Raw genomic sequence first — 15,347 nt, forward strand, 5'->3', positions numbered from 1 at the left:
GAGGCGGTGGCACGAATAAGGTGCCTGACCGCCTTATTGTTCCTTCCGAGACAGCTTCTCTTCCTGACAACATTGGAACGGATGGAGGATACTCATGGCTCAGTATACGCCAATGATTCAACAATATTTGCAAGTGAAGGCCGAAGCGCAGGACGCTTTTCTTTTTTTTAGATTAGGTGATTTCTATGAATTGTTCTTTGAGGATGCGGTTAATGCTTCCCGTGAGCTAGAGATTACATTAACAGCACGCGCAGGAGGGGGAGAAGATAAAATCCCGATGTGCGGTGTGCCTTATCATTCGGCTGACAATTACATACAGCGCTTGATTGAAAAAGGATACAAAGTAGCCATCTGCGAACAGATGGAAGATCCAACGGTAACCAAAGGCATGGTGCGGCGTGAAATTGTACGAGTTATTACACCCGGAACGGTAATGGAAGGCAAGACATTAGGGGACAAGTCCAACAACTATATGGTTTGCCTGACAGGGAATCAGAACACACTTGCACTGGCTGCCTGTGACTTGTCCACAGGAGAGCTCTACGTAACCTCTGTTCCATATTCGCAAGAGTGGCTCAAGGATGAGATCGGGATCTATGAACCTTCGGAACTGGTGGGGGATGCTGCGTTGCTGGATACGGTGGCTACCCAGGCATCTCCAATTGGTCGGCCTGTGGTATACACACCATGGACGAAGAGCAAGGAAGATTTGGTGCGTCAGCAATTCGGCGAAGCGATATGGGCACGTCTGGAGCCTGAACGTCAAGCCTGTATAGCGCGTCTTTTCTCCTATTTAAGTGAGACACAGAAACGTTCACTTGGACAATTGACACAGGTTTCAACGTATGAGCCGGATCACTTTATGATTCTGGACCCCTTTACTCGGCGTAACCTGGAACTGGTGGAAACAGTACGTGAACGTTCGAAAAAAGGATCGCTGCTCTGGCTGCTGGACCGCACAGAAACGTCTATGGGTGCCCGCATGCTGCGTCGCTGGGTTGATAAACCCTTGCTGCAAAAAGGGAAAATCAATGAACGTCTGGAAGCGGTAGATACGCTGTATAACCAGTTTATATTGCGGGAAGATCTGCGTGCAGAACTCAAAGACATCTACGATCTGGAACGTCTGGTGGGACGAATTGCCTTTGGTAATGCCAACGGTCGGGATCTGAATGCACTGAAGCTGTCACTAGACAAAATTCCGGGGCTTCGTCAGTATTGTGCAGGCTCGCCTTCCACGACGCTACAGCACATTGCTGGCATTATGGATGATTGCAGTGATCTGCGAGATGCAATTGGTCAGGCTATCGTTGATGAGCCGCCTGTGTCCGTGCGTGATGGTGGCTTAATTCGTGAAGGATACCACGAGCGGCTGGATGAGCTTCGGGAAGCCTCGGTGAATGGCAAGCAGTGGATTGCTGAACTAGAAGCCAGAGAGCGTGAAGCGACCGGCATTCGCTCGCTGAAAATTGGCTACAACAAAGTATTTGGGTACTATATTGAAATTACCAAGTCGAACCTGGCTTCTCTGCCAGAAGGCCGTTACGAGCGGAAACAAACCCTTGCGAATGCTGAGCGTTATATTACACCGGAGCTGAAAGAAAAAGAGACGCTGATTCTGGAAGCTCAGGACAAGATGGTCGATATTGAGTACGGCTTGTTCGCGGAACTGCGGGAACGGCTTAATCAGGAGATCGCCAGGTTGCAAAAACTGGCTGAACTGGTGGCGGAGATTGATGTGTATCAATCCTTTGCTGTCATCAGTGCAGAGCGCAATTTTGTACGGCCTACATTGACCGATGGTTACGATCTGGTCGTGGAACAGGGGCGCCATCCGGTGGTTGAAGCAGTAATGCGAGATGGGGCTTTCATTGCCAACAATACTGCTATGCAGAAGGAAGAGGCGCGAATTCTGCTGATTACCGGTCCGAATATGGCGGGGAAAAGTACGTATATGCGGCAGGTGGCGCTGATTTCGATTCTGGCTCAGATCGGCTGTTTCGTGCCGGCAGGACAAGCTGAAGTACCGATTATGGATCGTATTTTCACACGGATTGGTGCGGCAGACGATCTCATTGGTGGACAAAGTACGTTTATGGTGGAGATGGCCGACATTCAGGTCATGACGGATAAAGCAACACCACGCAGTCTGATTATTATTGATGAGTTGGGTCGGGGAACGTCTACCAGTGAGGGAATGGCGATTGCCCAGTCTGTCATTGAATATGTGCACGATATCATTGGGTGCAAAGCGCTGGTATCAACTCATTTCCATGAGCTTGCTCATCTGGAAGAGAGTTTGGACAAGTTGGCGAATTACTCCATGGCCGTTCAGGAGAGCGGGGACAAGGTCAATTTCCTGCGTAAATTGATTGCCGGGGCTGCCAGCAGCAGCTACGGGATCTATTGTGCACGGCTTGCAGGACTGCCGGACAGTATCATTGAGCGGGCGAATGGCTTGCTGCACGGTTTCGAGCATGCGGCGGCTCAGGTTGCGGTTGGCAGCGAATTTGCCGGGAATGACAAGCAGCAATCGGGTGATCATGCTCGAGTCGGTGCAGAGTTCCAGTCCACAGATCATTCATCGTTGATTTGGGAGCAGGAATCTACAGAACCTGTCGAACTCACTGCTGCGACTGAAGCTCCAGTACAGAAACAACAGGACAAAAAACAAAATGGCAAGCAGCAGGCAGTCTCCAAATATGCTGATGTGGTTCAATTGTCCATCTTTGGAGATGAAGAGCCAAGTGTAACTCCGAAAACGGAGGTAGTTGCCCTTGACAAGCCTGCTCGGGAGTTTATTCGTAATATGAAGGATATTGATGTAATGAACATGACACCGCTTCAGGCGATGCAAATACTGAATGATCTCAAATTGAAGGCACAGCAATTATCCTGAGTATAGGGGAGGGGAAAACCTGTGGCGAAAATTCATGTGCTTGATGAACATATTGCCAACCAGATTGCAGCAGGTGAGGTGGTCGAACGGCCTGCTTCAGTCGTTAAGGAGCTGCTCGAAAACTCGGTGGATGCAGGCGCCTCCAAGATTGATGTTACGGTGGAAGAGGGCGGATTGCTTCGTATTCGGGTCAAAGACAATGGTTCCGGTATCGAGCCGGAAGATATGGAAAAGGCCTTCTATCGTCATGCAACTAGTAAAATAGTTCATGGCCGCGATTTGTTCCAGATCACAAGTCTTGGATTCCGGGGAGAGGCCTTGGCGAGTATTGCCGCTGTCTCCAAAGTGGAGGTGTTATCGGCCAGCGGGAATGATGGGCGAGGAAGACGAATCTTGATTGAGGGAGGCAAACTTCTCTCACATGAGGATGAAACCTCACCCCAAGGCACGGACTTTGAGGTGAAAGAACTATTTTTCAATACGCCAGCCAGGCTTAAATATATGAAAACGATCCAGACCGAGCTGGGACATATCTCGGATGTTCTCTATCGTATGGCAATGTCTCATCCTAACATCTCGTTCACGCTGCGTCATAATGAAAATACACTGCTTCAGACGCTGGGCAATGGGGATCTGCTGCAAGTGGTTGCAGCGATCTATGGTACTAGTGCCGCCAAAGCGATGCTCCCCATTCAGGGAGAGAGTCTGGACTATCGAGTGAGCGGGCTGATCAGTTTGCCGGAATGGACTCGTGCCAATCGTGGCGGTATGTCGACCATTGTGAATGGACGCTTTATTCGGAATTACGGGCTCAACCAGGCTATTCTGAAGGCGTATCATACGTTGCTGCCCATTAATCGGTTCCCACTTGTTGTGGTGCAATTGGAAATGCATCCATCCCTGGTCGATGTGAACGTGCATCCGGCGAAGCTGGAGGTTCGTTTCAGCAAGGAAGCGGAGCTGTATGAGTTTGTGGAAACGACACTGCGTGGAATTTTGCGGAAGGAAGTGCTCATTCCACAGGTAACCAAGCAGCAAATCAGACGTGGAGATAACAGTTCCTTTATCCAGGAACAGTTCCTGTTCCCTAGAGGTCCTCTAAAGGAGGAAACGGAATCCGCAGGGTATGGGCAACAGGGTCCATTAGGGAAAAATACTGGACTCGCTAAAATGACTTCAGAGGACGATGATCTGGATGCCCCAGCTGATGTGGCTCCGGCTGATGTGCAATCAGAGCCTGATGGAAACGGTGAGGGTCAGACGCTGCCGTTGCCTGAAGCTCCACCCGAGATATCACCATCCTATGATCCATTTGGTATGGTGAGCGGGGACTCAGGATCTAATGTTCTGAAGCGTAATTATAGTGATGACGAAAATTCCCATAGCGATTCAGCTTCTGCTGTGAGTGGAAGTACCGGTGCTGCTACAGATCGTGCTGCGCAAGATGCCTTACCTTCAACTGAAGATAAGGGGCTATCGACTTCAAAGGCTCCGACTTCTGCGTATCGTTCCAATTCGATGAATTCTCCGGTTAGAGAAGGGCGTTCATCTTATAATCCGTCTGCGGTGGCTGCAAAAGGAGAGCGGAGCTGGAAAGCTCCAAGTTTACCTGACCCGGCAAGGCTGGCATCTGCCGTTAAATCGGATGTTTCTATGCCTGCGTTTCCTGAACTAAGCCTGATTGGGCAGCACCACGGGACGTACTTGATTGCACAAAATCAAGATGGTCTATATCTGATTGATCAGCATGCAGCCCATGAACGGGTGAATTATGAGTATTATTACGAGCAGTTTGGCAATCCGGCTCAGGCTTCGCAGGAGTTGCTGCTGCCCATTACACTGGAGTTCACACCATCCGAGACGGAAAAGCTCAAAACAAGACTGGCTTGGTTCGAGCAGGCAGGTGTCTATTTGGAACATTTCGGCGGGCAGACTTTCCGGGTGCGTTCCCACCCGTTCTGGTTCCCCAAGGGGGATGAGAAAGACATTATTGAAGAGATGTCTGAATGGGTGCTGAGTGAACGTAGTATTGATGTTGCCAAGATGCGAGAAGCGGCGTCGATCATGTGCTCTTGCAAGGCATCCATCAAAGCCAATCAGAAATTGACGGATCAGGAGGCGGAAGTGTTGATTCAGCGTCTTGGTTCTTGCCGTCAACCGTATACTTGTCCACATGGGAGACCGATTGTGGTGTCATTTTCAACCTATGATCTGGAGAAATTGTTTAAACGGGTCATGTAGCTATTTAGGAGGAAGTTATGTATATTACAACCGGTGAAAAGGAAGCAGGCCACCTTGTGGAACGTGCACGAAACCTTGCGGAAACAACGGGAGGAACCTATGTACCACGCAAAAGGATGTCTTTACCTGCAATGATTGCACATTATGAGATTGATGAGATTATAGTTGTGCTTCAGGGTAAAGTTCGTTTGTTTCGTCCGGATTCACCGCTGCTTGAGTTTCACCCCAGTATGGGATTTGTTCGGGCCAAACGTGTGTTAAAAGGAGAAGCTGATCCGCTGCTGGACGCGGGGGCAATCCTTGAAGGGGATACCGTTATCGATTGTACAGCAGGATTGGGCACCGATGCACTGGTATTCTCGGTTGCTGTAGGCAAAAGTGGTCGGGTCATCGCCTGTGAAAGTTCCCTGCCGCTGTACACGTTATTAGTAGAAGGCATGTCTCAGTACGAGAGTATTAAGCCTGCGGTAAACGAAGCTTTCCGGCGCATTGAGCTGCGGCATGCGAATCATCTCGATTTGCTGCGTTCCTTGCCAGACCGAAGCTGTGACACGGTATATTTTGATCCGATGTTCCGTGAACCAATGCTCGATTCAAGCGCCATTCAGCCTTTGCGAGATTATGCGAATCCAAATGCACTGGATGAACAGAGCATTATTGAAGCGAAAAGAGTTGCTCGCAAGCGGGTAGTTATGAAAGAGAAGCGCGGCAGCGCGGAGTTCACAAGACTCGGTTTTGAAGTACATGACCGGGGCAATGCAAAAACACTGTACGGAGTGATTAATGTTGAAAGCGGAAGTTAAACCGAAGCTGCTTGTGCTGGTTGGACCAACAGCGGTAGGCAAAACAAGAATGAGTATTGAGCTTGCACAGGCGTTCAATTGTGAGATTGTTTCGGGGGATTCCATGCAGGTATATCGCGAAATGGATATCGGGACGGCCAAAATTACTCGTGATGAAATGAAGGGTGTGCCTCATCACCTCATCGACATCCATGAACCGGAATACCCCTATTCCGTGGCGGAATTTCAGGAGAGCTGCACACGTCTGATTGGGGAAATCCATGAGCGCGGCAAGTTGCCTTTTATTGTTGGTGGCACCGGTCTGTATGTAGAATCGGTATGTTACGGCTTTCAATTCTCGGACAGCGGCTCAGATGAAGCGTTCCGGGATGAACAGTTCCGTTATGCAGAGCAACATGGCCCGCAGGCGTTACATGATAAGCTGAGGGTCATTGATCCGGTTAGCGCAGAACGACTGCATCCGAATGACCAGCGCCGAATTGTTCGTGCACTGGAGATCTATCACCTTACAGGTGAGAAGTTGTCCGAGCAGCTGGCTTCCCAGAAGAAAGAGTCTCCATATGACCTGCTTATTGTGGGTTTGACAATGGATCGTCAGAAACTGTATGCCCGAGTGGAAGAGCGAATTGATCTTATGATCGAGCAGGGTTTGGTAGATGAGGTCAAGTCTTTACTTGAGCGCGGCGTAGCGAGAGGACATATCTCCATGCAGGGGCTCGGTTATAAGGAAATTGCGGCTTATCTTCAGGGTGAAGTAAGCTGGGAGGCTGCGGTAGAGTGGCTGAAAAGGGATACACGTCGTTTTGCCAAGCGGCAATTGTCCTGGTTCCGGCATATGAAAGACATTGAATGGGTGGATATGACGGATACCGAAGATTTTGCAGGGAATTATGCCCATGTATGTGAGATGATCAAACGTAAGTTTGACTGAATATAGAAGTTGGAATTTGCCAACGATTAGGACTTTAGAACCTCTATCTTTTAGAAATAAAAGGTAGAGGTTTTTATTTTTTTATATGAAATGATGTTATTAAAAGAGGGAATATTCGGAGTTCTATGTAGATTTAAGCAAAGAAATGCATTGTAAAAAAATAACATAAATATTAAAATGAATTCACATGACAGGCCATTTGATTTTGTTTGTAAGGTGAAGGGGGAGATTTTATGAGTGCAGAACCGAGCGGAGTAGCGAGTTTATATCTCTTTTTCTCAGGATTATTTGGAATTGGTTTTGCCATTGGAGGTCTTGTCGCCTTAATTTGGTTAATTATTGTTCTCATCAATACCAATACATACCTCAAACTCTTAATCCATGATAGAAAAAATCGGAAAAATATGACGTTAGCCAGAGAAGAAGGGAGAACATATACAGATCCAGAAAAGTAGAAGGGAAACGTGGAAAAAGGTAGAATTTGTCCCTCTTTTGCAATTCTGACAAGCGGTGTATAATGGATAAGTCTTCTAGTTGCAAGCGAAGCTCAGGCATAGGTGCAAAATAGCAGGCAAGGGGTTTTTGTGGATTATATGAATCCGTTCATGATATAATAGCACGAAAGCTACTCAGCGATATTGAATATTACTTATAACACGAATTCAAATGAACCAATGGGGGTACGGCTAATGAACAAGTCCATCAACATCCAAGATACGTTCTTGAACCAACTGCGGAAAGAAAACATTCCAGCTACGGTCTATCTGACCAATGGCTTTCAAATCCGCGGAACGATCAAGGCATTTGACAATTTTACGATCGTCATTGACAGCGACGGACGCCAGCAAATGGTCTACAAGCACGCCATCTCCACGTTCACGCCGCAACGCAGCGTATCGCTGATGCAGCAAGATAATAGCGGCGAAGCTTAAAAAATTACGAAACCTTTTTATCAACCATTTCGTCTACATGTATAGGAATCGAAACAGAGCAACCTGAATAAGGGTTGTTCTTTTCATTCCGGGCAAAATAAGCTCTATAGGAGTTTGAGCCAGTAGTCGAATAGAAATTATGCAACTGAAAGGGAGTCAGGAGGTAACATGCCAAACGATCCGTTGTCGAGGTCTAACAATCGCAACAGCAATAACAAGTCAACCAAAAAAGCGAAGCCAAAGACCTCTAAAAAGAAAAAAATTACGGGTAAACGCGTTGGATGGACACTGTTTTTCACCATGGCAATCGCCATATTTTGTGCACTGGGTGGATATTTATTTATTATGGTGAGTGGGGAAAATCTGCTCAAAGCCAACAAGGACAAAACAACAATCAATGAAACTTCAAAAGTATATGATCGTAACGGACAGTTAATGGGCGAGTTGTCCATTCAAAAGCTGGAGCCGGTCAATGAAGAAGATATTCCGGATCTAGTAAAGGAAGCTTTTGTTGCTACGGAGGACAAACGATTCTACGAGCATCAGGGCGTGGATATCTGGTCCATCGGACGTGCAGCGGTTAAAGACGTCATGGCCCGCTCCATGGTGGAGGGTGGCAGTACGCTGACTCAGCAGCTTGCGAAAAATATGTTCTTGTCCCGTGACAAGACCTTCTTCCGTAAAGCGACAGAGGTTTCCATTGCAATGGCATTGGAGCGCAAGTACTCAAAAGACGAAATTCTGACGATGTATCTGAACCGGATTTTCTTCGGTCATCAGCGTTATGGAATTAAGGCTGCGTCTGAATTTTATTTTGGAGTGTCTGACCTTAATGAGTTGAAGATCTGGCAAATTGCCACATTGGCAGCGATGCCTAAAGGGCCTTCTGCCTATAACCCGCTGAGCAATCCCAACGATTCCAAGGCACGACGTGCTGTGGTATTGCAGCTGATGTACGAGCAAGGTTACATCACCAAGGCGGAAATGGATGAAGCCAAAGAAGTAGACTATGACTATACACCGCCTGAGAAAGATCAAAAGTATCAAGCCTTTATCGACTATGTTCTTCGTGAAGCGGAAAAAGTGACTGGTAAAACGGAGGATGATCTGAATATCGGCGGGTACAAAATTTACACGACGATGGATGCTCAGGCTCAAACAGCCATGGAAAGTGCTTTCTCGGATGACAGTTTGTTTGAGTCAAGTAAAGACGATCAGCCAGTTCAAGGTTCCATGGTAATTATGAACCATGAAAATGGCAGTCTCGTCGCCTTGATGGGCGGACGGGATTATCAAACAAAAGGCTACAGCCGGGTAACACAGAGCCGCAGACAGCCTGGATCGGCATTTAAACCGATTGTGACTTATGCACCGGCTCTTGAATCAGGTAATTACAATGCAAACTCAGCTCTCAGTAATGAAAAGCAATGCTTCGGGAATTACTGTCCGGGTAACTTGCATGGTTATTCTTCAACCATTAGTATGACGGATGCCATTACAAAATCGGAGAATATCCCGGCAGTATGGCTCCTAAACAAAATTGGTGTGAATACAGGTGTTCAGTTTGCAAAAAGCGTAGGTATCCAACTTACGGATGAAGACAAAAACCTGGCGATTGCACTGGGTGGTCTTAGCAAAGGTACGAATACACTGGAAATGGCGCAAGCCTATAGTGCATTCGCCAATCTCGGTGAGTACCAGCAGGCGTATTCCATTAAGGAAATTAAGGATAGCGCGGGGAAAACGACCTATAAACACGATAAATCGGAAACAACACGTGTCATGAGTGAGCAAAATGCTTATTCCCTGACTAAGATGCTGCAAAATGTTGTGAATGACGGTACAGGTCGTTCAGCACGTCTGGATCGACCAGTTGCTGGTAAGACGGGAACTGTTCAAAGTGGTATCTCCGGCAACAGTGCCAACCGTGATGTTTGGTTCGTCGGATACACGCCAGAATGGACTGCTGCAGTATGGATGGGTTACGACAATCCTGATGCAACCCATATGCTTAAGAATAGCAGTAAGCTATCAGCGGCGTTCTTTGCCAAAGTTATGGGGGATGCGTTAAAAGGAGTTCCTGTGAAGGACTTCAAAGCTCCAGCAGGAGCCCAGACACCTCCACCGGAGAAAGAACCAGAGAAACCAACACTTTCAGTGAGTGGTTTGAATGGTGCGTATGATTCATCTACGCAAACTGTATCGTTGAATTGGACTGCAACAGGAGATTCCTCGACACAGTATCGGATTTACAGAAAAGAGACATCTGAGGGACAGTTCACCCATCTATTAGATGCGGTTGGTTCGACCAGTGCGCAGGATCTAGGTGCACTCCCGGGTCTCACCTACGAATACTATGTGACAGCTGTTGATTCAGCTACGGGACTGGAGACTGATCCGTCCAACATCATATCGCTGATGATTGAAGCGGAGGAATTGGAACCGGAACAGCCAGATACGGGCACGGAGCCAGGGACGGAACCGGGCACAGAACAGCCTGGAACAGAAAATCCAGACAACGGTTCGCCGGGGAATGGAAGTTCTGAGGGTAACAATGGCAACGGAAATGAAAATGGCAACAATGGTAACGGCAATAATGGAAACAACGGAAACAACGGCGGGACAGGTCAAGGGAACGGACAGACCGGAGAAGGAAACACACCGCCTGGACAGGGAACAACAGAACCTGGAGGTACGGGTGAGGGTTCCAATGATGGATCTGTGACGACACCGGGCGAAGTGGTCGCGCCACCAGATAGTGGAAACAACGGCAACAATGGAGAAACGAATGCACCGACAGATTCTCAAACTGGAACTGGCGGTTAACAAGAATAAGGCGCATTAAATCATTACAACCTAAAACCTGCTCCCTCATATTGGGGAAGCAGGTTTTTTGGTTTGTATAACCATTGGAGTGGAACCATAACTCTCTAATAGATGGGGCAAAGCTTGATTTTGAGTGTATAACTTAAATATGGTAAGCTGTAACTATTCGTAATACGTTGTGCAAAGCGGATTCAGGCACTTGTGGAATCGGTAATGCGGACGTTATTCGCTGTTCACCAATATCAGCAGGTCACGGACCTGTGGTCGGCAAAGAGGGGTTCGTATGAAACGGAAATTCGGGGACCGCGCGAACTGGCGCCGGATTACGAACCGACAATTTACATGCCGGTTCGTTCAATCCAAAATTTTTACGGGTTACATTACGTTGTATACGATACAAGATTTGAAAGAGCCTTTGTGGAAAACCTATGGAGGAAGTACATTTTGCATTGCGGATAAAGGTTATTCCTGGTTGCAGTATTATCCGAAGGGCGAGCATTTTGTGGTTACGGCCATGTTTGACGATCAGGAGCGGATCGTTGAATGGTACATTGATACATGCCGCAGCCAGGGCATAACCGATCAGGGTGTTCCGTGGTTTGATGATCTGTATCTGGATGTCGTTGTCCTGAAGGATGGAGAAATATTTTTGCTGGACGAGGATGAACTTGAAGATGCTCTTTCACGTAAGCACATTACGACGGGGGATTATGATCTGGCTAACCGGACAGCCAAGGAATTGTTGCATGCCATTGATGCTCATGTGTTTCCTTATTTCCAACTGTCTTTGAAGCATAGACAATCCTTGTTTGAGAATGGGGAGTTCAGAAAAAATATTCAGATTTAAGTCATGGAAAAGTCGCAGAATTCTTCGCCATCCTTCTAATATTAGAGCACCTGATAGAATACATTAATAATCAGGAGAGTTCAGCCCGATAAAATAGAGGTGATGGCGAATGAACGGACGGGTCATGGCTGCAGGAGGACAACCGGGAGGCAGACCATCCAGACAAATTAATGTTGTTTTGCGTAACCAGGAACCTCAGATGCTGGTCAAAGAAGAAGAGACGGCAATACAAGCGGCAAAAGGATTAGCCAAACATGCGCATTTTCAGGAGATTCAAGGTGAATTGGAGCAGCTGGTTGGACTCGAAAATATCAAGGATTTAGTATTTGAAATCTATGCTTTCTTACAGATTGCCCAAATGCGTACCGAAGCTGGACTGATAAGTGGGGCGCACGTGTATCATATGATTTTCAAAGGCAATCCGGGAACGGGAAAAACAACGGTAGCACGAATCGTTGCGAAGCTGTTTCAGAAGATGGGTGTATTGAGTAAGGGTCATTTGATTGAAGTGGAACGTGCAGACTTGGTCGGGGAATACATCGGGCATACGGCACAAAAAACGAGGGATTTGGTCAAAAAGGCATTGGGTGGAATCTTATTTATTGATGAGGCGTACAGTCTGGCTCGCGGGGGCGAGAAGGATTTTGGGAAGGAAGCTATCGACACACTTGTGAAGTCAATGGAAGATAATAAGAATCAATTTATCCTCATCTTGGCGGGATACTCGGAAGAGATTGATTTTTTTCTGCAGACGAATCCCGGATTACCTTCCCGTTTTCCGATCCAGGTTGAATTTCCGGACTATAGCATTGATCAATTGATTCAAATCTCCGAGATTATGGCTAAGGAACGTGACTATATTCTCATGCCACAGACCATACTCAAACTAAAGCAGCATCTGCTTCAGGAAAAAAATGAATCTCTTCATGCGTTCAGCAATGCCCGATATGTCCGAAATGCCATTGAACGATCGATTCGCCATCAGGCAGTTCGACTATTGGAACAGTATACCCAGGGAAATCCGGGAAAACTAGAGCTGATGACCATCCGCACAGAGGATTTGAAGTTTGAGCAAAAGTAAGCGATAATATAATTTTTAACGCAGCCGGCCGGGTTAACCGGTTCGGCTTAAAGCATGCCATGGAACCATGGTGGCACAGAATATATGCGGAAACGTAATAGAAGGAGTGAATATACACGATGACAAATGGAACACATGATACAGATATGGTGAAGAAGGATCGCGCCGTGTTGGTGAGTCTGGTTACCGATGAGGTCAAACGTTCGGGTATTAACCCGGAGTACTCCCTTGAGGAGTTGGTAAAACTGGCCGAGACGGCAGGCGTGGAAGTGCTGAGTGTATTGTCACAGAACCTGAAAACCCGGGACACCAAATGGTTCATTGGTAAGGGGAAAGTGGAAGAACTTCGTGCAGTGGCTGAGGAAATGGGAGCAACAACAGCTATTTTTGACCAGGAGCTGTCCGGTGCTCAAGTTCGTAACCTGGAAGAAGCGTTGGATCTCAAAATTATTGACCGCACCCAGCTGATTTTGGATATCTTTGCGCAGCGCGCCAACACAAGAGAAGGTATTATCCAGGTTGAGTTGGCTCAGTTGAGCTATTTGTTACCACGTTTGTCGGGTCACGGAAAGAATTTGTCCAGACTTGGTGGCGGAATTGGAACGCGGGGTCCAGGTGAAAGTAAACTGGAGACGGATCGTCGACATATTCGTGGCCGCATAGATGACTTGAAGCGTCATTTGGAAGAAGTGACACGTCATCGCAAGCTGCACCGGGAACGTCGCAAGAAGACGGGGATCGTTCAGGTAGCCCTTGTAGGTTATACGAATGCGGGTAAATCCACCTTGCTTAAACAATTAACGGCCGCAGATGTGTATATTCAAGACCAGCTGTTTGCCACACTGGATCCAACCTCACGGACGATGGAACTGCCAAGTGGTAAAGAAATCGTACTCACAGATACGGTTGGGTTTATACAAAACCTTCCTCATGATCTGATTGCGGCTTTCCGGGCAACGCTGGAGGAAGTGAATGAAGCGGACCTTATATTACATGTGGTCGATGCATCATCTGCAATGCGTGAAGACCAGATGAGAACTGTACACACGATTTTGCAGCAACTGGGTTCAGGGGACAAGCCTCAATTGGTATTGTATAACAAAAAGGATGCTTGTACACCGGAGCAGCTTGAGATGCTTCCTTTGGATAAAGAACATATCAAAGTGAGCGCTCTAGATGCAGATGACTTGCTGAAAATTCGTGAGCTTATCCAGGCTGAATTGACTGGCGCTACCAAACGGTTCCGTATTCCGGCTGAGCGTGGGGATCTTACATCTGTACTTTACAAAATAGGCGATGTTGTTGAGACCACATTTGAAGATAATGATGTAATTTATGAAGTGGAACTGCAAAAAGGCGAATATGAGAAATTCGGTTATTTACTTGAAGATTTCATACAACTGTAACATCGATGACATATTTGTATGATAAGTTGACACGATAATTGATGTTTGACGTCAGATTCGTGCTATGAAGGGGAATGAAGCAAGATGGCAAGCTTTGATTCAGAGATTATTGAACTTCAACGACAGGTTGAACGTCAGATTGAGGGGCAATTGCAACAGATTGACCGGATCACCGATCATAACCAATGGAAAGTAATCAATGCTTTTCAGCGTAGAAAAGTCAGTGATTTTCACTTTGCGGGTTCAACGGGGTACGCTTATAACGATCGCGGGCGTGAGGTGCTTGATGAAGTGTATGCCGATGTGTTTGGTGCAGAGGCGGCATTGGTGCGTCCCCATTTTGCATCAGGTACACATACTATTGCTACAGCTTTGTTCGGTGTACTTCGTCCAGGTGACGAGTTGTTGTACATTACGGGTAAGCCCTATGACACATTGCATAAAGTCATTGGCAAGCCTGGTGATGGAACAGGATCATTACGGGATTTCGGAATTGGCTATCAAGAGACGGCTCTGTTAGAAGATGGCGGAGTAGATTGGGCGGCGGTAGAGAAAAGTATCAATGCAGCGACAAAAGTCATTGGTATTCAACGCTCCAGAGGATATGATTGGAGATCTTCCTTCTGTATTGAAGAAATCGCTGATATGGTTGCACGTGTAAAGGCGATCAAGGAAGATGTCATCGTATTTGTGGATAACTGTTATGGTGAATTCACGGAGGAACGTGAACCGACTGAAATCGGGGTAGACCTGATGGCAGGTTCACTGATTAAAAATCCCGGTGGAGGTCTAGCGGAAACCGGTGGATACATATGCGGGAAGGAAAAGTACGTGCAATTGGCTGCCTATCGTTTGACTGCTCCTGGAATTGGCGGTGAGGTTGGCGCGATGTTGGGAACAACTCGTGGCATCTACCAAGGACTTTACATGGCTCCGACAATTGTAGGACAGGCCATTAAAGGGAGCACATTCGCTGCGGCGATGTTTGCTGCATCAGGATTTGTAACCAAACCGGCATGGAACGAAATGCGAACAGATCTGATTCAGGCTGTTCAATTCAGTTCGGCCGAGCATTTAATTGCCTTTGTTCAAGGGATACAGCGGGCTGCTGCAGTAGATAGCCATGTAGTTCCTGAACCTTGGGACATGCCGGGTTACGAGCACCCTGTCATCATGGCGGCAGGTACGTTTATACAGGGTGGAAGCCTTGAATTATCTGCAGATGCGCCTATCCGTGAGCCTTTTATTGGCTATATGCAGGGCGGTTTAACGTACTCTCATGTTAAATATGGCGTTTTGATGTCATTACAGACCATGAAAGAACGCAAATTATTGTGAGTTTATCTAACACATCATTGACACTTAGTAATAACTAAATGTA

11 protein-coding genes are annotated in these 15,347 nt (G+C 47.1%); all 11 read left to right on the forward strand.

What is annotated here, in order from left to right:
• Window positions 1-94: 94 nt before the first annotated feature.
• The 11 genes from mutS (at window position 95) to CRO25_RS03115 (ending at window position 15,304) form a co-directional block, all read left to right on the forward strand.
• A complete protein-coding gene (gene mutS / locus CRO25_RS03065; protein WP_079693945.1) occupies window positions 95-2,899 on the forward strand; it encodes a DNA mismatch repair protein MutS in 2,805 nt (934 codons plus the stop codon).
• Window positions 2,900-2,920: 21 nt separating this feature from the next.
• Window positions 2,921-5,140 (forward strand): DNA mismatch repair endonuclease MutL, encoded by a 2,220-nt coding sequence (gene mutL / locus CRO25_RS03070; RefSeq protein WP_079693944.1) that lies wholly within the window; start codon window positions 2,921-2,923, stop codon window positions 5,138-5,140.
• A gap of 17 nt (window positions 5,141-5,157) precedes the next feature.
• Entirely contained in the window at window positions 5,158-5,943 is a 786-nt protein-coding gene (locus CRO25_RS03075) for a class I SAM-dependent methyltransferase (RefSeq protein WP_079693943.1), read from the forward strand.
• Window positions 5,927-6,874, forward strand: coding sequence for a tRNA (adenosine(37)-N6)-dimethylallyltransferase MiaA (gene miaA, locus CRO25_RS03080; protein WP_371129240.1), 948 nt, complete (start codon window positions 5,927-5,929; stop codon window positions 6,872-6,874). Before CRO25_RS03075 ends, miaA begins: the two co-directional genes overlap by 17 nt.
• A 233-nt stretch (window positions 6,875-7,107) precedes the next feature.
• Window positions 7,108-7,329, forward strand: a complete 222-nt coding sequence (locus tag CRO25_RS03085) for a hypothetical protein (RefSeq protein WP_079693942.1) — start codon at window positions 7,108-7,110, stop codon at window positions 7,327-7,329.
• A 234-nt stretch (window positions 7,330-7,563) separates the two neighbouring features.
• Window positions 7,564-7,806: an RNA chaperone Hfq gene (hfq, locus tag CRO25_RS03090; protein ID WP_017687918.1), complete on the forward strand. Its 243-nt coding sequence runs from the start codon at window positions 7,564-7,566 to the stop codon at window positions 7,804-7,806.
• A 168-nt stretch (window positions 7,807-7,974) separates the two neighbouring features.
• A complete protein-coding gene (locus CRO25_RS03095) occupies window positions 7,975-10,632 on the forward strand; it encodes a penicillin-binding protein 1A (protein ID WP_079693941.1) in 2,658 nt (885 codons plus the stop codon).
• Between the two features lie 283 nt (window positions 10,633-10,915).
• Complete coding sequence (locus tag CRO25_RS03100; RefSeq protein WP_053780865.1) at window positions 10,916-11,479, forward strand: DUF402 domain-containing protein; 564 nt, start codon at window positions 10,916-10,918, stop codon at window positions 11,477-11,479.
• Between the two features lie 109 nt (window positions 11,480-11,588).
• Entirely contained in the window at window positions 11,589-12,560 is a 972-nt protein-coding gene (locus CRO25_RS03105; RefSeq protein ID WP_024630469.1) for an AAA family ATPase, read from the forward strand.
• A 119-nt stretch (window positions 12,561-12,679) separates the two neighbouring features.
• Window positions 12,680-13,966, forward strand: a complete 1,287-nt coding sequence (hflX, locus tag CRO25_RS03110; protein ID WP_024630468.1) for a GTPase HflX — start codon at window positions 12,680-12,682, stop codon at window positions 13,964-13,966.
• A gap of 84 nt (window positions 13,967-14,050) precedes the next feature.
• Window positions 14,051-15,304: a methionine gamma-lyase family protein gene (locus CRO25_RS03115; RefSeq protein WP_079693940.1), complete on the forward strand. Its 1,254-nt coding sequence runs from the start codon at window positions 14,051-14,053 to the stop codon at window positions 15,302-15,304.
• Window positions 15,305-15,347 lie beyond the last annotated feature (43 nt).

The sequence above is a fragment of the Paenibacillus sp. RU5M genome (assembly GCF_900221055.1).
GTDB lineage: Bacteria > Bacillota > Bacilli > Paenibacillales > Paenibacillaceae > Paenibacillus > Paenibacillus marchantiae.